Source organism: Roseovarius sp. MBR-154, assembly GCF_053628595.1.
In genome coordinates this window covers 112,757-131,385 of record NZ_JBRJGR010000004.1, presented here as the reverse complement: position 1 = coordinate 131,385, position 18,629 = coordinate 112,757, and the positions used below count along the sequence as shown (strand labels likewise).

General features: G+C 63.5%; 24 protein-coding genes. All 24 read right to left on the bottom strand.

Features of this window, described 5'->3' with window-relative positions:
- Positions 1-4: 4 nt before the first annotated feature.
- Positions 5-310, bottom strand: a complete 306-nt coding sequence (gene nuoK, locus ACSSV4_RS07205) for an NADH-quinone oxidoreductase subunit NuoK (protein WP_350136840.1) — start codon at positions 308-310, stop codon at positions 5-7.
- Positions 311-459: 149 nt separating this feature from the next.
- Positions 460-1,068, bottom strand: coding sequence for an NADH-quinone oxidoreductase subunit J (locus ACSSV4_RS07200; RefSeq protein WP_454274365.1), 609 nt, complete (start codon positions 1,066-1,068; stop codon positions 460-462).
- Positions 1,065-1,478 (bottom strand): carboxymuconolactone decarboxylase family protein, encoded by a 414-nt coding sequence (locus ACSSV4_RS07195; protein WP_350136834.1) that lies wholly within the window; start codon positions 1,476-1,478, stop codon positions 1,065-1,067. The genes ACSSV4_RS07200 and ACSSV4_RS07195 overlap by 4 nt, the downstream gene beginning before the upstream one ends.
- Positions 1,475-1,969 carry an NADH-quinone oxidoreductase subunit NuoI gene (nuoI, locus tag ACSSV4_RS07190; RefSeq protein ID WP_080455937.1) on the bottom strand — a complete coding sequence of 165 codons (495 nt, stop codon included), beginning with the start codon at positions 1,967-1,969 and terminating at the stop codon, positions 1,475-1,477. Before nuoI ends, ACSSV4_RS07195 begins: the two co-directional genes overlap by 4 nt.
- A 3-nt stretch (positions 1,970-1,972) precedes the next feature.
- A complete protein-coding gene (gene nuoH / locus ACSSV4_RS07185) occupies positions 1,973-3,010 on the bottom strand; it encodes an NADH-quinone oxidoreductase subunit NuoH (protein WP_454274364.1) in 1,038 nt (345 codons plus the stop codon).
- 7 nt (positions 3,011-3,017) lie between these two features.
- Positions 3,018-3,401, bottom strand: coding sequence for a hypothetical protein (locus tag ACSSV4_RS07180; RefSeq protein ID WP_454274363.1), 384 nt, complete (start codon positions 3,399-3,401; stop codon positions 3,018-3,020).
- A gap of 2 nt (positions 3,402-3,403) precedes the next feature.
- On the bottom strand, positions 3,404-5,392 hold the full coding sequence (gene nuoG, locus ACSSV4_RS07175; protein WP_454274362.1) for an NADH-quinone oxidoreductase subunit NuoG: 1,989 nt from the start codon (positions 5,390-5,392) through the stop codon (positions 3,404-3,406).
- 89 nt (positions 5,393-5,481) lie between these two features.
- Positions 5,482-5,817 carry a hypothetical protein gene (locus ACSSV4_RS07170; protein WP_454274361.1) on the bottom strand — a complete coding sequence of 112 codons (336 nt, stop codon included), beginning with the start codon at positions 5,815-5,817 and terminating at the stop codon, positions 5,482-5,484.
- A gap of 35 nt (positions 5,818-5,852) precedes the next feature.
- On the bottom strand, positions 5,853-7,148 hold the full coding sequence (nuoF, locus tag ACSSV4_RS07165; RefSeq protein WP_454274360.1) for an NADH-quinone oxidoreductase subunit NuoF: 1,296 nt from the start codon (positions 7,146-7,148) through the stop codon (positions 5,853-5,855).
- Between the two features lie 4 nt (positions 7,149-7,152).
- The gene (locus ACSSV4_RS07160) at positions 7,153-7,374 is read right to left on the bottom strand and encodes a DUF5337 domain-containing protein (protein ID WP_454274359.1); all 222 of its coding nucleotides are present in this window, start codon (positions 7,372-7,374) and stop codon (positions 7,153-7,155) included.
- A gap of 12 nt (positions 7,375-7,386) precedes the next feature.
- Positions 7,387-8,142 (bottom strand): NADH:ubiquinone oxidoreductase, encoded by a 756-nt coding sequence (locus tag ACSSV4_RS07155; protein WP_454274358.1) that lies wholly within the window; start codon positions 8,140-8,142, stop codon positions 7,387-7,389.
- A gap of 35 nt (positions 8,143-8,177) precedes the next feature.
- Positions 8,178-9,380 (bottom strand): NADH-quinone oxidoreductase subunit E, encoded by a 1,203-nt coding sequence (locus ACSSV4_RS07150; protein ID WP_454274357.1) that lies wholly within the window; start codon positions 9,378-9,380, stop codon positions 8,178-8,180.
- A gap of 2 nt (positions 9,381-9,382) precedes the next feature.
- Positions 9,383-9,661, bottom strand: a complete 279-nt coding sequence (locus ACSSV4_RS07145; protein ID WP_454274356.1) for a hypothetical protein — start codon at positions 9,659-9,661, stop codon at positions 9,383-9,385.
- Entirely contained in the window at positions 9,658-10,386 is a 729-nt protein-coding gene (locus ACSSV4_RS07140; RefSeq protein WP_454274355.1) for a hypothetical protein, read from the bottom strand. Before ACSSV4_RS07140 ends, ACSSV4_RS07145 begins: the two co-directional genes overlap by 4 nt.
- A 53-nt stretch (positions 10,387-10,439) precedes the next feature.
- Positions 10,440-11,657: an NADH-quinone oxidoreductase subunit D gene (locus ACSSV4_RS07135; protein ID WP_454274354.1), complete on the bottom strand. Its 1,218-nt coding sequence runs from the start codon at positions 11,655-11,657 to the stop codon at positions 10,440-10,442.
- Positions 11,657-11,863 (bottom strand): hypothetical protein, encoded by a 207-nt coding sequence (locus ACSSV4_RS07130; protein WP_454274353.1) that lies wholly within the window; start codon positions 11,861-11,863, stop codon positions 11,657-11,659. Before ACSSV4_RS07130 ends, ACSSV4_RS07135 begins: the two co-directional genes overlap by 1 nt.
- Complete coding sequence (locus ACSSV4_RS07125) at positions 11,860-12,465, bottom strand: NADH-quinone oxidoreductase subunit C (RefSeq protein WP_454274352.1); 606 nt, start codon at positions 12,463-12,465, stop codon at positions 11,860-11,862. Before ACSSV4_RS07125 ends, ACSSV4_RS07130 begins: the two co-directional genes overlap by 4 nt.
- Positions 12,462-12,944, bottom strand: a complete 483-nt coding sequence (locus ACSSV4_RS07120; protein WP_350137751.1) for a NuoB/complex I 20 kDa subunit family protein — start codon at positions 12,942-12,944, stop codon at positions 12,462-12,464. The genes ACSSV4_RS07125 and ACSSV4_RS07120 overlap by 4 nt, the downstream gene beginning before the upstream one ends.
- A gap of 134 nt (positions 12,945-13,078) precedes the next feature.
- The gene (locus tag ACSSV4_RS07115; protein ID WP_454274351.1) at positions 13,079-13,444 is read right to left on the bottom strand and encodes an NADH-quinone oxidoreductase subunit A; all 366 of its coding nucleotides are present in this window, start codon (positions 13,442-13,444) and stop codon (positions 13,079-13,081) included.
- A gap of 220 nt (positions 13,445-13,664) precedes the next feature.
- Positions 13,665-14,447 carry a crotonase/enoyl-CoA hydratase family protein gene (locus ACSSV4_RS07110; RefSeq protein WP_454274350.1) on the bottom strand — a complete coding sequence of 261 codons (783 nt, stop codon included), beginning with the start codon at positions 14,445-14,447 and terminating at the stop codon, positions 13,665-13,667.
- Positions 14,448-14,500: 53 nt separating this feature from the next.
- The gene (locus ACSSV4_RS07105) at positions 14,501-15,367 is read right to left on the bottom strand and encodes a hydroxymethylglutaryl-CoA lyase (RefSeq protein ID WP_454274349.1); all 867 of its coding nucleotides are present in this window, start codon (positions 15,365-15,367) and stop codon (positions 14,501-14,503) included.
- A gap of 2 nt (positions 15,368-15,369) precedes the next feature.
- On the bottom strand, positions 15,370-16,026 hold the full coding sequence (locus ACSSV4_RS07100) for a glutathione S-transferase family protein (RefSeq protein ID WP_454274348.1): 657 nt from the start codon (positions 16,024-16,026) through the stop codon (positions 15,370-15,372).
- Complete coding sequence (locus tag ACSSV4_RS07095) at positions 16,023-16,679, bottom strand: glutathione S-transferase family protein (protein ID WP_454274347.1); 657 nt, start codon at positions 16,677-16,679, stop codon at positions 16,023-16,025. The genes ACSSV4_RS07100 and ACSSV4_RS07095 overlap by 4 nt, the downstream gene beginning before the upstream one ends.
- Positions 16,676-18,619 (bottom strand): acetyl/propionyl/methylcrotonyl-CoA carboxylase subunit alpha, encoded by a 1,944-nt coding sequence (locus tag ACSSV4_RS07090; protein ID WP_454274346.1) that lies wholly within the window; start codon positions 18,617-18,619, stop codon positions 16,676-16,678. Before ACSSV4_RS07090 ends, ACSSV4_RS07095 begins: the two co-directional genes overlap by 4 nt.
- Between the last annotated feature and the right edge of the window lie 10 nt (positions 18,620-18,629).

Below are 18,629 nucleotides of genomic sequence, written 5' to 3'. Positions count from 1 at the left end.
GGCTTCAGCCTTTCATCACGTTGATGTCTTCGACGGCGATGGTGCCGCGATTGCGGAAGAAACAGACGAGGATGGCAAGGCCGATGGCGGCCTCGGCAGCGGCGACGGTCAACACGAAAAGCGTGAACACCTGCCCCACCAGATCACCCAGAAATGACGAAAACGCGACAAGGTTGATATTGACCGACAACAGCATCAGCTCGATCGACATCAGCAGGATGATCACGTTCTTGCGGTTCAGAAAGAGGCCAAAAATGCCTATCACGAACAAAGCCGCCGCCACCGTGAGATAATGTTCAAGTCCGATCATGTCTGTCCCTCCGGGCCGTGCCCGATTGTCGTCTTTACGCGTCATCCCGGGCGTTGCCGGAACACATGGTCTCATCGTCATTCCGGTCCTGACCCGGGATCTCTTTGCCCCGAGAGGCCCGGGTCACGCCCGGGGCGCGTCAGGGGCTGCTACAGCCCCTGCCCCGGCTTCACATCCCGCAACTCCATCGCCTTGGCGGGATCGCGATACATCTGCGCCAGCACGTCCTGCCGCTTGACATCGGTGCGGTGCCGCAGCGTCAGAACAATCGCCCCGATCATCGCCACCAGCAGGATCAGCCCCGAAAGCTGGAACAGGATGAAGTACTGGTCATAAAGCAACATCCCAAGGGCGGCGGTATTCTCGACCCCTTCGGGCGTGACCGAGCGGCGCGCCGCCTCGGCCCCGTCGGCCATCGTCCAGTTGCCAAACGCAAGGCCGAACTGCATCAAGAGGATCACCCCGATGAGCAGCGCCAAAGGCATGAATTTCGCCATCTCCGCCTTCAACTCGGCGAAATCCACGTCGAGCATCATCACCACGAACAGAAACAGCACCGCGACCGCGCCGACATAGACGATGATCAGCAGCATCGCCACAAACTCCGCGCCGAGCAGGACAAAAAGCCCCGCCGCGCTGATGAAAGACAGGATCAGCCAGAGCACCGAATGCACCGGGTTGCGGCTGATCACGGTGAACAGCCCCCCGGTCAGCAGGGCGACGGCAAAGAGGTAAAAGGACATCGCCGCAATCGTCATTTCTGTGATCCTTTCTCGTCTTCGCCGTCCATCACCTCGCGCGCGAATTCCATCGCGCGGGTCATCGACGGGATACCGGCAAACATCGCCATCTGCGCGATGGTCTCGGCAATCTCATCCTTGGTCGCGCCCGCCTCGAGCGCGTGGCGCACGGTCATTCGGATCTGCGTATCGCTTTGCGCGCCCAGCATCGTCAACCCCGCAAGCGTGATCAACAGCCGCGTCTTGGCATCGAGCCCCTCCTTGTTGATGCCCTTGCCAAAGCTCATTTCCATGAACTCCTTGGGCATCGTCGGCCAGAGCGCCTCGAACCCCTTTGGGGAAAAACTCTCAAGCGCGGGGTTCATCGCCTTGGCCATTTCCTGCGCCTGACGCATCATCATCTCGAAGGGGTTGGTTGGATCGCTCATCTGTAGGGTGCATCCAATTCGAGGTTATGGGCGATCTCCGCCTCCCACCGATCACCATTCGCCAGCAGCTTGGCCTTGTCATAGAACAGCTCTTCGCGGGTCTCGGTGGCAAACTCGAAATTCGGCCCCTCGACGATGGCATCGACCGGACAGGCCTCCTGGCAGAACCCGCAATAGATGCATTTCGTCATGTCGATGTCATAGCGCGTCGTGCGGCGGCTGCCGTCATCGCGCGGCTCGGCGTCAATCGTGATCGCCTGCGCCGGGCAGATCGCCTCGCACAGCTTGCAGGCGATGCAGCGTTCCTCACCATTGGGATAGCGGCGCAGCGCATGCTCGCCGCGAAAACGCGGGGAAAGCGGGCCTTTTTCATGCGGGTAGTTCAGCGTCGCCTTGGGCGCGAAGAAGTATTTCAGGCCCAGCTTGAACCCCTTGAAGACATCGGTCAGCAGGAAATATCCCGCCGCGCGTCCGTAATCGATCTGCGTCATGGATCAGCCTCCAATCGCCCAACGGGCCCAGAACCCGCCGAGCACTTCGAATTTCGCAAGGAACGCCACGATCACGACCCAGCCGATCGACATGGGCAGGAACACTTTCCAGCCGATCCGCATCAATTGGTCATAGCGATAGCGCGGGGTGATCGCCTTGACCATGGCGAAGATGAAGAAGAAAAACGCCATCTTGCCGACCATCCAGGCCACGCCATCGGGCAGGCCCGGAATGGGCGACAGCCAGCCGCCAAAGAACAACAGCGACGTGAGCGCGCACATCAGGAAGATGGCGATATACTCGCCGGCCATGAACAACAGGAACGGCGTCGAGGAATATTCCACCTGATAGCCCGCCACCAGTTCCGATTCGGCCTCCGGCAGGTCGAACGGCGGGCGGTTGGTCTCGGCGAGCGCAGAGATGAAGAACAGGAACACCATCGGCAGATGCGGCAGCCAGTACCAGCCGAAAAAGCCGTAAGCCGTATCCTGCGCCGCCACGATGGCCCCGAAATTCAGCGAGCCGGTAGAGATGATCACCCCGATGATGATGAGACCAATCGAGACCTCATAGGAAATCATCTGCGCGGCAGAGCGCAGGCTGCCGAGGAAGGGATATTTGGAGTTCGACGCCCAGCCCCCCATGATCACGCCATAGACCTCCAGCGATGAGACGGCGAAGACGAAGAGCACGGCCACGTTGATATCCGACAGCACCCACCCCTCGTTGAGCGGAATGACCGCCCAGGCGAGGATCGCCAGCACGAAGCTTGTCATCGGGGCCAGCATGAACACCGCCTTGTCGGCCCCCGCCGGCACGACGATCTCCTTGACCACGTATTTCAACGCGTCGGCCACGGTCTGCAACAGGCCCCAGACACCCACGACGTTGGGGCCGCGCCGCATCTGCACGGCGGCCCAGACCTTGCGGTCACCGTAGACCAGGAACAGCAGCGACACCATCACGAAGCCCACCACCGCAAGGCATTGTGCAACGATGAGTACCAGGGTCCCGAGCGGGGTTGTCAAGAATTCAGCCATCAGGTCCTCACACCATCGGTATTCCGTTTTCCGCGCAATTCGCGGCCGTGACTTCGGCGTCGATCGTCTTCAGGCCACGGGGCAGCGCCGCCGAGACCGTATAAACCGCATCGCCCTGCCAGATGCCACCCTCTTCGCTTACATTCGTGCGCAGGTGACGCGCAAAACCGTAGCCCCGGATCAGCGTGTACTGCGCGGCGGCGCATTCGGCGTAGCGGTCCACGTCCTCTGCATCCCGCGCACCGCGCATGGTGACGTGGAAATTCACCAGATCCCCGTCCAGCAGCCGCGTCTCGATGCCCTGATACTCGGGCTGAAACGCAGGCGGCGCGTCCGGCTCGGCGCAGCCCGACAGGGTCAGCGCCAGAGGCGTTATGATCGCGGCAGCCATCCTCACTCCGCCGCCATCGGCTGATTGGCACGGGCCTTGGCGTTGGCACTCAGTTCCGCCATCAACTCGCTCGACCGCGCGATGGGATTGGTCAGATAGAAATCCTTGATCGCGAGACGGAAGTCGGCCTTTCCCAGCTTGCCCTTGGGCAGCGGCACCCACTCGTTCTCCGGCACGCGGTCGATCTTCTTGAGATGCGGCACGTCCTTGACCAACGCCTGACGCAGCTGCGCCATGCTGTCATAGGGCAGCGTCGCGCCCAACTCACCCGACAGCGCGCGCAGGATCGCCCAGTTCTCCTTGGCCTCGCCGGGCGCAAAGCCTGCACGCAGCGCCAGTTGCGGGCGGCCTTCGGTGTTCACGAACAGGCCCTGTTCCTCGGTATAGGCGGCCCCCGGCAGGATCACATCGGCGCGATGCGCGCCCCGGTCGCCATGGCTGCCCTGATAGATCACGAATGCGCCTTCGGCGATCTCGACCTCGTCGGCCCCGAGGTTATAGATCACGTCCGCGCCGTCGATGGCGGCATCCAGCCCGCCCTCGGTTACGGCGCCCACGTCCATCGCCCCGACACGGGCGGCGGCGGTGTGCAGTACCAGCACACGGCCCGTCAGCGCCTGCGCCGTGGCGAGCACCGCCTCGCCATCAGCCTCTTGCAGCGCGCCTTGGCCCACGATCACGATGGCATCCTCAGCCGCGTTCAACCCGTCAAGCGCCGCCCGATCAGTGCCTGCATGGGTATAGTCATAGGTCAGGTCCACCTTGGGGCCGACCACGGTGACATCCGCCCCGTTGATCCACGCCTTGCGGATGCGCGCGTTCAGCACCGGCGCCTCGACGCTCGGATCAGTACCGATCAGGATGAAATTCTTCGCCGTATCAAGCGCTTCGACGGCGGTATTGCCAACATAGGCGCTGCGATGGCCCGCAGGCAGCCGCGCCTTGTCGGTTCGGCACTCGACCGTGCCGCCCTGCCCTTCGATCACACCTTTCAGTGCATAAACCGCCTCGACCGGGGCCAGATCGCCGACCAGACCGGTAAGCCTTGACACCCCCTTGATCGCCTCTGCCGCCTTGTCCAGTGCCTCGGGCCATGTGGCCGCGCGCAGCTTGCCGTTTTCGCGGATATAGGGCCGGTCCAGACGCTGGCGGCGCAACCCGTCCCAGACAAAGCGGGTCTTGTCGGAAATCCATTCCTCGTTGGTGCCGTCATGGTTGCGCGGCAGGATACGCATCACTTCGCGGCCCTTGCAATCCACGCGGATGGACGACCCGAGCGCATCCATCACGTCGATGGTCTCGGTCTTGGTCAATTCCCACGGGCGGGCGGTGAAGGCATAAGGCTTCGATACCAGCGCCCCCACCGGGCACAGGTCGATGATGTTGCCCTGCAGGTTGCTGTCGATGATCTCGCCCAGATAGGTGGTAATCTCGGCATCCTCGCCGCGCCCCGTCTGCCCCATCACGTTCACGCCTGCCACTTCGGTGGTAAAGCGCACGCAGCGGGTGCAGGAGATGCAGCGCGTCATATGCGTCTCGACAAGCGGGCCGAGATCGAGATCCTCGGTCGCGCGCTTGGGTTCGCGGTAGCGGCTGAAATCCACACCATAGGCCATCGCCTGGTCCTGCAGGTCGCATTCACCGCCCTGATCGCAAATCGGGCAATCGAGCGGATGGTTGATGAGCAAAAACTCCATCACCCCCTCGCGCGCCTTCTTGACCATCGGCGAGTTGGTCTTGACCACCGGCGGCTGCCCCTCGGGGCCGGGGCGCAGATCCTTGACCTGCATGGCACAGCTTGCCGCCGGTTTCGGCGGGCCGCCCACGACCTCGACCAGGCACATCCGGCAGTTGCCGGCGATCGACAGCCGCTCGTGGTAGCAAAAGCGCGGGATCTCGACACCGGCCTCTTCGCAGGCCTGAATGAGGGTCATCGCGCCCTCGACCTCGATCTCCTGATCGTCGATGATGATCTTGCGTAGGTCAGACATCTCTACTTACCTTGCTCTCTGACATGGGCCGACCGGCCCATATTGATGCATTTCCGTGCGCCGCCCGGGTCGCGATTTGACCGGCAGCGTCACCATATCTCGCAGCGTCCCTCGACCGTGATCCGATCCCCGGAGCGCAGGTAGACCGGCCCGATCTCGCCCTCCGCGACACCGGCCCAGACGATGTCGGAGGTGCCGAAATTCTTCAGGCAGTAGCGCTTGGCCTCATGCACCGCCGCGTTGCGCGCGCCTTCGACACCGCGCGACACACGCCCGACGGTGGCGGTGAAATTGCGCCGGTCGTCGCGCTCTCCGCTGCTCTTGGGGGGATAGAAATTCCCGTCGAAGAACACCCGCTTTTCCCGGCTGGCACAACTGGCCAGAAGCGCGATCACGACCGTCGCGATGCCGATGCCCCGAAGCACGCTCCGTGCTTTTGCGCCGCAATCCGTCACGTCATTCACTCCGCCGCCACGGCGCTCGCGCGCCCGGCCCGCTTGGCCTTGATACGGTCCTCGATCTCGTCGCGGAAATTGCGGATCAGGCCCTGAATCGGCCAGGCCGCCGCATCGCCCAGAGCACAGATCGTATGCCCCTCGACCTGCTTGGTCACCTGAAAGAGCATGTCGATCTCCTCAACCTCGGCCTCGCCGCGCACCAGACGGTCCATCACCCGCATCATCCAGCCGGTGCCCTCGCGGCAGGGCGTGCACTGACCGCAGCTTTCATGCTTGTAGAATTTCGACAGCCGCCAGATCGCCTTGATGATGTCGGTGTCCTTGTCCATCACGATCACGGCGGCGGTGCCGAGGCTCGACCCCACCTCCTTGAGCGCGTCGAAATCCATGATCGCGTCTTTCATGTTCTCGCCGCGCACGCAGGGCACTGAGGACCCGCCCGGAATGACCGCCTTGAGGTTGTCCCAGCCGCCACGGATGCCACCGCAATGCCGCTCGATCAACTCCTCAAAGGAGATCGACATGGTCTCTTCGACAACGCAGGGATTGTTCACATGGCCCGAGATCGCGAAAATCTTGGTGCCCGCATTGTTGGCCCGGCCAAAACTCGCGAACCATTCCGGCCCGCGCCGCAGGATGGTCGGCACCACGGCGATCGATTCGACGTTGTTCACGGTCGTCGGGCAGCCATAAAGCCCGGCCCCCGCCGGGAACGGCGGCTTCATCCGCGGCATGCCCTTCTTGCCCTCGAGCGACTCCAGCAGCGCGGTTTCCTCGCCGCAAATATAGGCCCCCGCGCCATGCACGAGGTAGATGTCGAAATCCCAGCCCGATTTGCAGGCGTTCCGGCCCACCAGCCCGGCCTCATAAGCCTCGTCTATGGCCGCCTGCAACGCCTCTTTCTCGCGGATGTATTCGCCGCGAATGTAGATATAGCAGGCATGCGCGTTCATCGCGAAACTGGCAATCAGACAGCCCTCGACCAGCGTGTGCGGATCGTGGCGCATGATCTCACGATCCTTGCAGGTGCCGGGTTCAGACTCATCCGCATTGACCACCAGATAGGCGGGCCGCCCGTCGCTTTCCTTGGGCATGAACGACCACTTGAGCCCGGTGGGAAAGCCCGCGCCGCCACGTCCGCGCAGCCCGCTCGCCTTCATCTGATCGACGATCCAGGCGCGACCGTTCTGCAGGATTGTCGCCGTCCCGTCCCAATGGCCACGTGCCTGCGCGCCCTTGAGGCTGCGGTCATGCATCCCGTAGAGATTGGTAAAGATACGGTCTTCGTCTTTCAGCATCCCGTTACCCCTGATTGTCCTGACGCGCACGCCAGATTTGGTAGATCAAGACGAAGGCCCAGATGAACCCCGCCAATGCCATCAGGTCAAACAGCGCGCGCACGCGCTGGCTGAGCCCCATTTCGCCGCCGATGAAGGTCGCCAGAACCCAGAACACGCCCGTACCCGCGATCACCATCGCGGTAAAGCGGCCCTTGCGGGCGGTTTCTGCGTCCTTGTCCGACATTATCCATCTTCGTCAATATACGTCGCCGCCCTCGACACGTTTGGAGAACTCCGTCTCTCCGCCCGCAGCGAGGACCTTGGCCTGTTCGACCCAGTTATCGCGGCTCACCCGACCCTTGAAGCCCTTGATGTTGGCATCGACCCAGGCCACCTCGTCGGCACTCCAGCCCGCGATCTGGTCGAAATGGTAAAAGCCCAACTCGTTGCACAGTTTCTCAAGCTTCGGGCCCACACCCTTGATCTGTTTCAGATCGTCGGCCTGTCCACCCTTGGGCGCGCTCAGCGCCTCGGGGCGGGTGCCGACATCTTCCTCATCCGTCACGGCAGGGGCCGCCGATTGCGCCTCTTCGCCGTATTTCCATTCGCCCGTGCGCTCGGCCAGCTCCTTTTCGCCCTCCAGAACAGTGCCCGATTTCACCGACTCGCCTGCTTCGGGTTTGGCCGCCGGTTTTGCCGGGGCTGGCTTTGCCGCTGCGGGCGCAGGCTCTTCATCCTCGTCGAACGGAGCCTTGTAGCCGGTGATCCCGGTCAACTGGCGCACCGCCTCTTTCACGTCGTGCGACTGGACACCGCGATCCTCGGCGCCGTACCCTGTGCAGACGAGCCGTGTGATCACGAGACCCAGAAAGACCGCGAAAGCCGCCCCCAGAAGCAGCGCCGCGAAAAACCCGACCGATCCGGCTGCGGACCAAAGAACCACTATCCCGGTCAGCACCGCAAGACCCCAGCAAACGATCTGGCAAGTGCTCAGTTTCGACGTATCAGACATGATGATAACCCCCTGTGTTGATCAAGCAGGCGCGTTCAATAGACCTCGCCTTTCTTGGCCCGGGCAGAGAACTCCGTCTCTTTGCCGTCAGCCAGCAGTTTTGCCTGCTCAACCCAGTCGTCACGGCTGACCCGCCCCTTGAAACCCTCAAGGTTCTGATCGACCCAACTGACCTCATCCTCCGTCCAACTCGCAATCTGATCGAAGTGGTAGAACCCAAACTCGTGCAGCAGCGCCTCGAGCTTGGGGCCAACCCCCTTGATCATCTTCAGGTCATCCGCGTTGCCGTCACGCGGGGCCTCCAGCGTCGCGGGCTTGGTGCCCTGCCCAGCCTCGACTTCGGGCTCTTTCGGTTCCTGAACCGGCTTCGCGGCCGCAGACGCCTCGGGCTTGGCCTTGGTCTTGGCCTGCGCCTCGCGAACTGTCGAGCCGGTCTTGTCCACAGGCGTGGCCGGGTCGACCTTCGGCCGGATCTCGACCGGTTCGTCATTGATCTTGACCGACGGCGCGGCGGGCTGGTGCATCACGCCCTTGTCTCGCCAAGGTGTGAGCAGCGGAACCTCTGACCCGTCGATCCGCTTGATGGTATCGCCCTGGTCCACCGCACGCTGCACGCTGGCATTGTACTTCGCCCGCCCGCTCTCGAAATCGGTGAGGCTGGTGAGCCCCGCCTTGGGCTCCGACGCATAGCGCCCGTTCTGCGGCCCGGGCGTCGGCACCTTGCCCGCCGCCAGTTCGTCGATGATCTCGGCAAAACGCGCGGCGGTCAGATCCTCGTAGTAATCCTTGCCGATCTGCGCCATCGGCGCATTTGCGCAGGCCCCAAGGCATTCCACCTCTTCCCATGAAAACTTGCCATCCGCCGACAGCTCATACGGGTTGGCGGCGATCTTGTCCTTGCAGACGCCGATCAGGTCCTCGGCCCCGCAGATCATGCAGCTGGTGGTGCCGCAAATTTGTAAATGTGCAACGCTGCCAACCGGTTGCAGCTGGAACATGAAGTAGAAGGTCGCGACCTCCAGCGCGCGGATATAATCCATATCCAGCATGTCAGCGACATGCTCGATCGCCGGGCGGCTCAGCCAGCCCTCCTGCTCCTGCGCGCGCCACAAGAGCGGAATGACCGCGCTTGCCTGCCGCCCCTCGGGATACTTGCTGATCTGCCCCTCGGCCCAGGCCTGATTGGCGGGGCTGAAGGCAAAGCTCTCGGGCTGGTCATGATGGAGACGACGTAGCATTCTCAGGCACAGGCTCCTGTGGTAAGTTTGATGCCCCCGTCAGGCAGCCGTTCGGCCGCACCGGAGGAGAGTTTATAGGCAGTCACCTCAAGCAGTTGCTCGCGTGAGAGGCCGGTCTGAATGCCGGCGGCCAGATAATCCGGCTCGGTCACAAGGGTACATCCAAGGCTGGTCACGGCGGAATCGTAAGTCGCCAGATCGGCCTCGCTCACGCCATCGGGCGGCAGCGCGCAGGCGGCGGTCAGGCCAAGCAGGCCCAAGGCGAGGACTATTCGGCTCATCGGGGGCACAACTCCTTTGAAATCGTCAGGCTGTCATCGGCGACATTCATATCGGCCTCGCCCGCCTCGATCATCGCGCCGATCACCGGGCGCAACTCCTTGGTGGTAAACCCGGCGGCGGGGAGTTGCCGGTCCGCCTCGGTCCGGCCAAGCGAGCAGCCCACACCCTGCATATAGGCAATGAAATCGGCGCGCAGCACGTCCGGGCTGCGCGGCACCACTTCCGTCTCGGGCGTGCTCGCCATCATCTGCGGCGAGAGGCCCATGAACTTCTGGCACAGGCTCTCTTCAAGAAACACCGCCGTTTCATCCGAAGAGAGGCGGATTTCGGACATGCGCAGCATCTTGTCCATCAATAGCTGCACCTCGGTCATCTCGACCCCCACACGCGGCAGCAACAGCTTGGCCTCGTCGATGGTCATCACGCAGTTATTGTCGGCAATCGCAGCAAAGAACCGCTCGCGTCCGGAATAATCGAGTCTCCCTCCGCAGGCCCCGCCAAACACCACGAGTTGACCGTCGAGAATGCGCGCGCGCTCCTCGGTGATCAACTGCTCGGCGATCGCCTTGGTCTCGGCCTTGTCGTCAAAGCCCGCGCCCGGCATTACCTCATCGGCCCGAAACGGCGACATCCGGCAGCCATGCTCAGCCATCACGGCGACAAAGGCCTCGATCCGGTCAGATGGTACGGCCTGCGCCTGCACGGCAGAAGACAGCAATGTCAAGGTGAGACACCCCGCCGCTATCCGCCCCGCATTGCCAAACCAAGCCGCACTCATTACCGGTCGATCTCCCCAAAGACGACATCCATCGTGCCGATGATCGCCGCGATATCGGCCAGTTGATGCCCCTTGGAGATATGGTCCATCGCCTGCAAGTGCAGGAATCCCGGCGCGCGCAGCTTGGCGCGGTAAGGCCGATTTGTGCCATCCGCCACAAGATACACGCCGAACTCGCCCTTGGGGGCCTCAACCGCGCAGTAGACCTCTCCCTCGGGCACGTGAAAGCCCTCGGTATAAAGCTTGAAGTGGTGGATCAGCGCCTCCATTGAGCGCTTCATCTCGCCCCGCTTGGGCGGCGTCACCTTGCCCCGCGACAGGATATCGCCCTGCCCTTCGGGCGCGCGGAGCTTCTCGATGGCCTGATGGATGATCCGCAGGCTCTGGCGCATCTCTTCCATCCGCACCAGATACCGATCATAGCAATCGCCATTCTTGCCCACCGGCACGAGGAAATCGAACTCGTCATAGCATTCATAAGGCTGCGCGCGGCGCAGATCCCAGGCCATGCCGCTGCCCCGCACCATCACGCCGGAAAAGCCCCAGTCGAGCGCCTCCTGCTGACTGACCACTCCGATATCGGCGTTGCGCTGCTTGAAGATGCGGTTCTCGGTCAAGAGCCCGTCGATATCGTCAAGCACGCGCGGGAAATCCCTGGCCCATTCCTCGATATCATCGATCAGTTCCGGCGGCAGGTCCTGATGCACGCCACCGGGCCGGAAATAGGCCGCGTGGAGCCGCGCCCCACAGGCCCGCTCATAGAACACCATCAGCTTTTCGCGCTCTTCGAACCCCCAGAGCGGTGGGGTCAGCGCGCCCACGTCCATCGCTTGCGTGGTCACGTTCAGCAGATGGTTCAGTATGCGCCCGAGTTCGGAGTAAAGCACCCGGATCAGGCTCGCGCGGCGCGGCACCGGCGTGCCGGTCAGCTTTTCGATGACCAGACACCAGGCGTGCTCCTGATTCATCGGCGCCACGTAATCGAGCCGGTCGAGATAGGGCAGATTCTGCAGGTAGGTGCGGCTTTCCATCAGCTTCTCGGTGCCGCGATGCAGCAGGCCGATATGCGGGTCGCACCGCTCGACAATTTCGCCGTCCAGCTCCAGCACCAGACGCAAAACTCCATGTGCGGCAGGGTGTTGCGGGCCGAAGTTGAGGTTGAAGTTGCGAATCTTCTGCTCGCCTGTCAGCGTGTCTTCGAATTTGGAGCCGTCCATTATCCACGTCCTCCGTCAAGCTTGTCGCGGAACGCCATGACCCAAATCAGCACCAGCGCCCCAAGCGGGATGATCGACACGAGGCTGACCCAACTGGGAATGCCGAATTTCGGCAAGAGCTTCCAGAACGGGATGATCACCAATGCGGCAAAGATCAACATGACGATCACGCCACCGCCGCCCATACCATAGCCGCCGCCCATCATTTCGTGCCCTCCTTCTCATCGCCCGGAAGGATGTATTCGGCACCTTCCCAGGGCGACATGAAATCAAACTGGCGGTATTCCTGCACCAGCTTCACCGGCTCGTAGACGACGCGCTTCTGCACCTCGTCATAGCGGACCTCGGTATAGCCGGTGGTCGGGAAATCCTTGCGCAGCGGATGGCCGCGAAAGCCGTAATCCGTGAGGATGCGGCGCAGGTCGGGATGGCCCGAAAAGAGAATGCCGAACATGTCGAACACCTCGCGCTCGAACCAGTTGGCCGATGGATGGATCTCGGTAATCGAGGGCACCATATCTTCTTCCCGCGCTGCAAGGCGCAGCCTGATGCGGTGGTTCTGATACATGCTGAGCAGATGATAGACCACGTCGAACCGCTTGGGCCGTTCGGGATAATCCACGGCCGTGATATCGACCAGCGTCGAGAACGCACAGGTCTGATCGGTCTTTAGAAACTCCACCAGCCCTCTGATATTCGAGAGCGCCACATCGACATTGAGCTCTCCATGCGTGACATCCCAGCCCAGAACGCAATCGCCGCGCTTCACCTCGATATATGCGCCCAGTTCCTTGAGTGCCTTGCTCATCTCGTGATCGTCCCCGTCCGGCGGATTTTGCGCTGCAATTGCAGGATGCCATAGACCAGCGCCTCGGCGGTCGGCGGGCAACCGGGCACGTAGATATCCACGGGCACGATCCGGTCACAGCCGCGCACCACGGAATAGCTGTAGTGGTAATAACCGCCGCCATTGGCGCAGGACCCCATCGAGATCACATAGCGCGGCTCCGGCATCTGGTCATAGACCTTGCGCAGCGCCGGGGCCATCTTGTTGGTCAGCGTGCCCGCCACGATCATCACATCGGACTGGCGCGGGCTGGCGCGCGGCGCAAAGCCGAACCGCTCCACATCATAGCGCGGCATCGCGGTGTGCATCATCTCGACGGCGCAGCACGCGAGGCCAAAGGTCATCCAGTGCAGGCTGCCGGTGCGCGCCCAGTTGATGATATCCTCGGTCGAGGTCACCAGAAACCCCTTGTCCTGCAACTCGGCATTCAGCGCCTGCATCGCCGGCTCGCGGGTCTCGCCCGGCGCATAGGCTTCAACCGGGGCGAGGCTCGAGGGGGCGGATTTCACGCGCGGGCTCTGGACACCCTGGCCCTGCCCCTGCGTTTCGGTCACGACCGCGTCGTCTTGATCGTTCACTGCCATTCCATCGCTCCCTTGCGCCATTCATAGGCGAATCCGGCGGTCAGTACGGCCAGAAACGCCATCATCGACCAAAATGCCGCCATGCTCAGATCCTGAAAGGCGACCGCCCATGGAAATAGCAGGACAATCTCGAGGTCAAAGATGATGAACAGGATCGACACCAGATAAAAGCGCACGTCGAACTTCATCCGCGCATCATCAAAGGCGTTGAAACCGCATTCATAGGCGCTGAGCTTTTCCGCGTCGGGGTTACGAACCGCAAGCACCACCGCCGCGAGGATCAGGACGAGCCCGAGCCCTATGGCAATGGCCAGCAAAATCAGGATGGGGAGGTATTCCCTCAGCATCTCTTCCACGGGGTGGCTCCTTTCATGCGCGGGCGCGGGCGCATCAAGATGGCTGCATGACTATGCAGGGTTTAAACCCGCCCCTTGATGGGGTCAACCAAGCGTGCGTGGGTTTGATCGCCCGGCAGGCCTAAATCTGCATTTATGTATGCGATAGTATGCCGCAAATCGTGCGAATTGGGCCGGAAACCTGACCGCCCCTCGCCGCATCGCGGCAAATCCGCGCGACTCAACCCCGCCAGCGGGGCGCGCGCTTGTCGAAAAACGCGCCGATGCCCTCCGGCGCCTCGTCCCCGGCCCAGCATTCGGCCAGCGCCTCGACGGTCTGCGCGATCACGTCCTCGTCGATCCTCGGCCCCAGATCCCGCAACAGCGCCTTGGCCCGCGCCACCGCCCCCGGCGCGCAATCGAGATAGGGCGCGACCTCGGCCTCGACCGCCGCATCAAGTTCACCCTCGGGCACCGCCCGCGCCAGCAAGCCCAGATCTTTCGCCTCACCCGCATCGAATCGCCGCCCCGACATGAAGACGCGCCGCGCCCGTGCCTCGCCGATACGCGCCGCAACGTAAGGCCCGATGGTGGCAGGGATCAGCCCCAGCCGCGTCTCGGTCAGCGCGAATTTCGCAGCCTCCATCCCGATCACCACATCGCAGACGCTCATCACCCCGACACCGCCGCCAAAGGCATTGCCCTGGACCCGACCGATCAGCGGCTTGGGCAGGGTGTTGAGCGCCTGTAACATATGCGCCAGCTTGGCCGCCTCGCGCCCGCGCATCTCCGGTTCCGCCTCGAACTGTTCCCGCATCCAGCCCAGATCGCCCCCGGCGCAGAATGTCCTGCCCCTGGCCGCCAGCACCACGACCCGCACAGCATCATCAGCCCCCAGATCCGTAGCCGCCTGATGCAACTCGGCGATCATCTGCGCCGACATCGCGTTGTGCTTCTCGGCCCGGTCCAGCCAAAGTGTGGCCACGCCGCGCGCGTCCCGCTCAATGCTGATCGTCTCGGTCATGCCCTCTCCTCCTCGCACCAAATCTCTTCACAAGAAATTTGCCAAAGATCTTTTCAAGATTTTTGCGCCGCACCCCGCATCGCCCGCGCCCTCTCCGCCGCCTGCGCCAGAACGTGCCGGTCGAGACCAGTCTCATAGCCCAGCGCCGTCAGCCGGTCATGCACCTTTTCCGTCGCCACATTGCCCGCAGCACCAGGCGCATAGGGACAGCCACCAAGCCCACCGACTGCGGCATCGAACACCCGCAGGCCACGCGCCAACGCCACCTCGATATTATCAAGCGCCCGCGCGCCCGTGTCGTGGAAATGCCCAGCCAGCCGCTCCGCCGGCAGCGCATCGCGGACCGCCGCCAGCATCGCATCAACCGCCTCGGGCCTGCCCTGCCCGATGGTGTCGCCAAGGCTGATCTCGTAACATCCCATCTGCCACAGCGCCTCGGCCACGCGCACCACCGCCGCCGGGGCCACCGGCCCGTCATAGGGGCACTCGACCACGCAGGAGACATAGCCGCGCACCCGCAGCCCCTCGGCCCCCGCCGCCTCCAGCACCGGGGCGAACCGCGCGAGGCTTTCGTCGATCGTGGCGTTGATATTGGCCTTCGAGAACCCCTCCGAGGCCGAGCCGAAGATCGCCACCTCATCCGCCCCGGCCTCGAGCGCATCCGACAGCCCGCGCATGTTCGGCGTGAGGGCCGCATAACGCACCCCCGGCGCGCGCCTGATCCCGCGCAAGACCTCGCCCGAGTCGGCCATCTGCGGCACCCATTTCGGACTGACGAAACTCGCTACCTCGATGCGCGAGAATCCGGCCTCGCTCAGCAGGTTCACAAAGGCGATCTTGTCGCGCGTGGCGATCCGCGCCGCCTCGTTCTGCAACCCGTCGCGCGGGCCTACCTCGAAGATTTCAACGCGCTCAGCCATATTCACTCCTCCGGCACAGGATAGAACTCCTGCGCATAGATATCCTGCGCGCCGTCCCGCGCCTTGGCCCTTTGATACCCGGGCCGCGCGCGCAACCCGTCCCAATACGCCATGAGACGCGGATAGGCGTCCAGATCAACATAATACCGCGCCAGCTCAAACCCGTAGGCAAACATGATATCAGCCGCCGAAAACCCCGAGGGCAATAGGTAATCGCCCGCCAGCCGCGCCTCCATCGCCGCCAGCACCGCCCGCAGCCGCGCGTTCAGGAGCTTCACCACCGTGAGCGACGGGCGCGCAGGCGGGCGCAGGAACACCTGGTTGAGGTTGAGATTTTCCAGCAGACAGCCCACCGTCTCCGAAAGGCTCAGCATTTCCAGGAACCGGGCGCGCTCCGGATGGCCCGGCTTCGGCATCAACCCGGCATCGGGATAGGTCTCGCACAACATCTGCACGATGGCAGCACTCTCCACCCAGACAGCACCCTGATGCTGCAGCACCGGAACCCGCCCGGCGGGTGACAGCGCCAGAAACTCCGGGCTACGCATGGAGCCGTCGCGGATCGAATAATAGCGCAGCTCATAGTCGAGCCCCAACTCGTCCAGCAGCCACAGCACCCGCAGCGAGCGCGCCAACGGCACATGATGCAGCGTAATCATGATACCTCGTCTCCTGCCCAGTCGGGCCGCGTGACTTCGGCGACTGGGGTTGTCCCGATCCACTGTGCCCATGCCCACAACGCGCCGCGCTGCGTCATCATCTGTCTTCCCTCCGGCAACATGGCAAAGTAGTCCATCATCGGCCAGAGCAGACAGTCCGCAAGCGACATGTACCCGGTCGTCAAGGCTTGCCCTTCCGCAGCGATCTCCTCCAAGGCATCCAGTACTCTGGGGGCGTCGATCAGCCCCGCATGGACCTCGGCAGGGTCGAACGCTTCGCCGACAAGCGGCCGAAACACGCCGTGCGAAAAGGCCTGCGTGATCAGAGGTCGATACAGATAGGCATCCGTGATGCACATGACTTGTCGCGCCCGGGCTCTGGCCAATACATCTTTCGGCATCAATGCCGATCCCGGGAACGCCCCGTCGATGTAATCCAGAATCGCCTGCGTTTCCGAGAGCCTGACGCCTCGATGCTTGATAACCGGCACCTTGTGGAACGGGTGCATTTGACCGAGCGTTTCAGCTTGGTTCGGCTCGAATGGGTCAATTTCCGAGTAATCGTAGGCTACCTGTTTGAGCACGAATGCCATTTTCACCGCGCGGGTATAGACGCTCGGCCCGTAGCCTATCAGATGCGGGCCATCCGTCATGTCTGACCCGCATCTTCCAACCGCACCAACGCCGCCCCCGCGCTGACCTGATCGCCTGTCGCGACGAGCACCTCGGCCACCACCCCGTCGCGCGCAGCCAGCAGGCTATGCTCCATCTTCATCGCCTCCAGCACCGCCAGCCGGTCGCCCTTGGTCACCGCCTGCCCGGCGCGCGCGAACACCGCCTTGACCAGCCCCGGCATCGGCGCCTCGATGAGCGCCGCATCGCCGCCCGCCGCGCTGTCCCGCGCCAACGGATCGACCAGATCGAAGGCCAGCCCGTATCGCACAAAGACCGTGATCCGCGTACCATCCACCGCCATCCCGGGCGCGGGCTGACCGTCCAGCCGCCATTGCCCGTCCACACGCCGCGCAGCGACCCATGTCTCACCCACCCGCAGATCGTGGGCCGTCGCCGAGAGGGTGCGCAACCGCACCGTGATCTCGTCGCCTTCATGGATCAAGACCACATCCCGCTCCAGCGGCTGCCACAGGACAAAACCCGCCTCCTCCGGCGCCTCCTCCATCAGCCCCAACCCGGCCAAGGCCGCGAGCGCGGCCTCGCCCGACCCTGCCAACGGGGCCACCACCAGCGTCTCGATATCCCGCGCAATCAGCCCGGTATCGACATCGCCGCGGGCAAACCCCTTATGCCGCGCCAGCGCACCGAGAAAGCCGAGATTGGTGACCGTCCCGGCCACCTCGCACCGCTCCAGCGCGCGCGCCAGCCGCCGCAGCGCCACGGCGCGCGTCGGGCCATGGGTGATCACCTTGGCGATCATCGGATCATAGAACGGGCTGATCTCGTCGCCCGAGCGCACCCCGCTATCGGCGCGACAGCCTGCCGGAAAGGCCAGATGCGACAGCCTGCCGGTTGCAGGTAGAAATCCTTTCGGCACATCCTCGGCATAAAGCCGCGCCTCGAAGGCATGGCCCGTGATGCTCAGCTCCTCCTGCCGCGCAGGAAGCCCCTCCCCGGCGGCCACCCGCAACTGCCATTCGACCAGATCGACGCCGGTTATGGCCTCCGTCACCGGATGCTCCACCTGCAACCGCGTGTTCATCTCCATGAACCAGAACCGGTCGGCGCGCAGCCCGTCCGAGCCGTCGACGATGAACTCCACCGTGCCCGCACCGCTATAGCCGATCGCCTCAGCCGCCCGCACCGCCGCCTGCCCCATTGCGGCGCGCATCGCCTCGGTCATGCCCGGTGCGGGGGCCTCTTCGATCACCTTCTGATGGCGGCGCTGCAACGAGCAATCCCGCTCGAAAAGATGCACCGCGCGGGTGCCATCGCCGAACACCTGCACCTCGATATGGCGCGGCTTCTCGACGTACTTCTCGATCAGCACATCTGCATTGCCGAAGGCCGTGCGCGCCTCGCCCCGCGCGCTCTCCAGGGCATCAGCAAAATCCTGTGGCCGCTCCACCAGCCGCATGCCCTTGCCGCCGCCGCCCGCCACGGCCTTGATCAGCACCGGATAGCCTATCGTGTCGGCCGCCCCGGCCAGATGTTCAGGGTCCTGATTGCTGCCATGATAGCCCGGCACCACCGGCACGCCCGCCTCCTCCATCAGCGCCTTGGCGGCATCCTTGAGCCCCATCGCCCGGATCGCATCCGCCGACGGGCCGATAAACACCAGCCCCGCCGCCTCCACCGCCTCGACGAAATCGGGGTTCTCGCTCAGAAACCCATAGCCGGGATGGATCGCCTCCGCCCCGGTCTCCAGCGCCGCCGCGATGATCGCCTCGCCCTTCAGATAGCTGTCCGCGGGGGCCGACCGGCCGATATGCACCGCCAGATCCGCCATCGCCACATGCGCCGCGCCGCGGTCGGCATCGGAATAGACCGCCACCACCTCGACGCCCATCTCCTGCGCCGTCCGCATCACGCGGGCTGCGATCTCGCCCCTGTTGGCCACCAGAATCCGCTCAAACATGGCGCACGTC

What these genes read in the sequence shown, in the direction of transcription:
- nuoK (WP_350136840.1), bottom strand. Translation starts at nt 310, where the DNA reads ATGATCGGACTTGAACATTATCTCACGGTGGCGGCGGCTTTGTTCGTG.
- ACSSV4_RS07200 (WP_454274365.1), bottom strand. Translation starts at nt 1,068, where the DNA reads ATGACGATTGCGGCGATGTCCTTTTACCTCTTTGCCGTCGCCCTGCTG.
- ACSSV4_RS07195 (WP_350136834.1), bottom strand. Translation starts at nt 1,478, where the DNA reads ATGAGCGATCCAACCAACCCCTTCGAGATGATGATGCGTCAGGCGCAG.
- nuoI (WP_080455937.1), bottom strand. Translation starts at nt 1,969, where the DNA reads ATGACGCAGATCGATTACGGACGCGCGGCGGGATATTTCCTGCTGACC.
- nuoH (WP_454274364.1), bottom strand. Translation starts at nt 3,010, where the DNA reads ATGGCTGAATTCTTGACAACCCCGCTCGGGACCCTGGTACTCATCGTT.
- ACSSV4_RS07180 (WP_454274363.1), bottom strand. Translation starts at nt 3,401, where the DNA reads ATGGCTGCCGCGATCATAACGCCTCTGGCGCTGACCCTGTCGGGCTGC.
- nuoG (WP_454274362.1), bottom strand. Translation starts at nt 5,392, where the DNA reads ATGTCTGACCTACGCAAGATCATCATCGACGATCAGGAGATCGAGGTC.
- nuoF (WP_454274360.1), bottom strand. Translation starts at nt 7,148, where the DNA reads ATGCTGAAAGACGAAGACCGTATCTTTACCAATCTCTACGGGATGCAT.
- ACSSV4_RS07160 (WP_454274359.1), bottom strand. Translation starts at nt 7,374, where the DNA reads ATGTCGGACAAGGACGCAGAAACCGCCCGCAAGGGCCGCTTTACCGCG.
- ACSSV4_RS07155 (WP_454274358.1), bottom strand. Translation starts at nt 8,142, where the DNA reads ATGTCTGATACGTCGAAACTGAGCACTTGCCAGATCGTTTGCTGGGGT.
- ACSSV4_RS07150 (WP_454274357.1), bottom strand. Translation starts at nt 9,380, where the DNA reads ATGCTACGTCGTCTCCATCATGACCAGCCCGAGAGCTTTGCCTTCAGC.
- ACSSV4_RS07145 (WP_454274356.1), bottom strand. Translation starts at nt 9,661, where the DNA reads ATGAGCCGAATAGTCCTCGCCTTGGGCCTGCTTGGCCTGACCGCCGCC.
- ACSSV4_RS07135 (WP_454274354.1), bottom strand. Translation starts at nt 11,657, where the DNA reads ATGGACGGCTCCAAATTCGAAGACACGCTGACAGGCGAGCAGAAGATT.
- ACSSV4_RS07130 (WP_454274353.1), bottom strand. Translation starts at nt 11,863, where the DNA reads ATGATGGGCGGCGGCTATGGTATGGGCGGCGGTGGCGTGATCGTCATG.
- ACSSV4_RS07125 (WP_454274352.1), bottom strand. Translation starts at nt 12,465, where the DNA reads ATGAGCAAGGCACTCAAGGAACTGGGCGCATATATCGAGGTGAAGCGC.
- ACSSV4_RS07120 (WP_350137751.1), bottom strand. Translation starts at nt 12,944, where the DNA reads ATGCAGGCGCTGAATGCCGAGTTGCAGGACAAGGGGTTTCTGGTGACC.
- ACSSV4_RS07110 (WP_454274350.1), bottom strand. Translation starts at nt 14,447, where the DNA reads ATGACCGAGACGATCAGCATTGAGCGGGACGCGCGCGGCGTGGCCACA.
- ACSSV4_RS07105 (WP_454274349.1), bottom strand. Translation starts at nt 15,367, where the DNA reads ATGGCTGAGCGCGTTGAAATCTTCGAGGTAGGCCCGCGCGACGGGTTG.
- ACSSV4_RS07100 (WP_454274348.1), bottom strand. Translation starts at nt 16,026, where the DNA reads ATGATTACGCTGCATCATGTGCCGTTGGCGCGCTCGCTGCGGGTGCTG.
- ACSSV4_RS07095 (WP_454274347.1), bottom strand. Translation starts at nt 16,679, where the DNA reads ATGACGGATGGCCCGCATCTGATAGGCTACGGGCCGAGCGTCTATACC.
- ACSSV4_RS07090 (WP_454274346.1), bottom strand. Translation starts at nt 18,619, where the DNA reads ATGTTTGAGCGGATTCTGGTGGCCAACAGGGGCGAGATCGCAGCCCGC.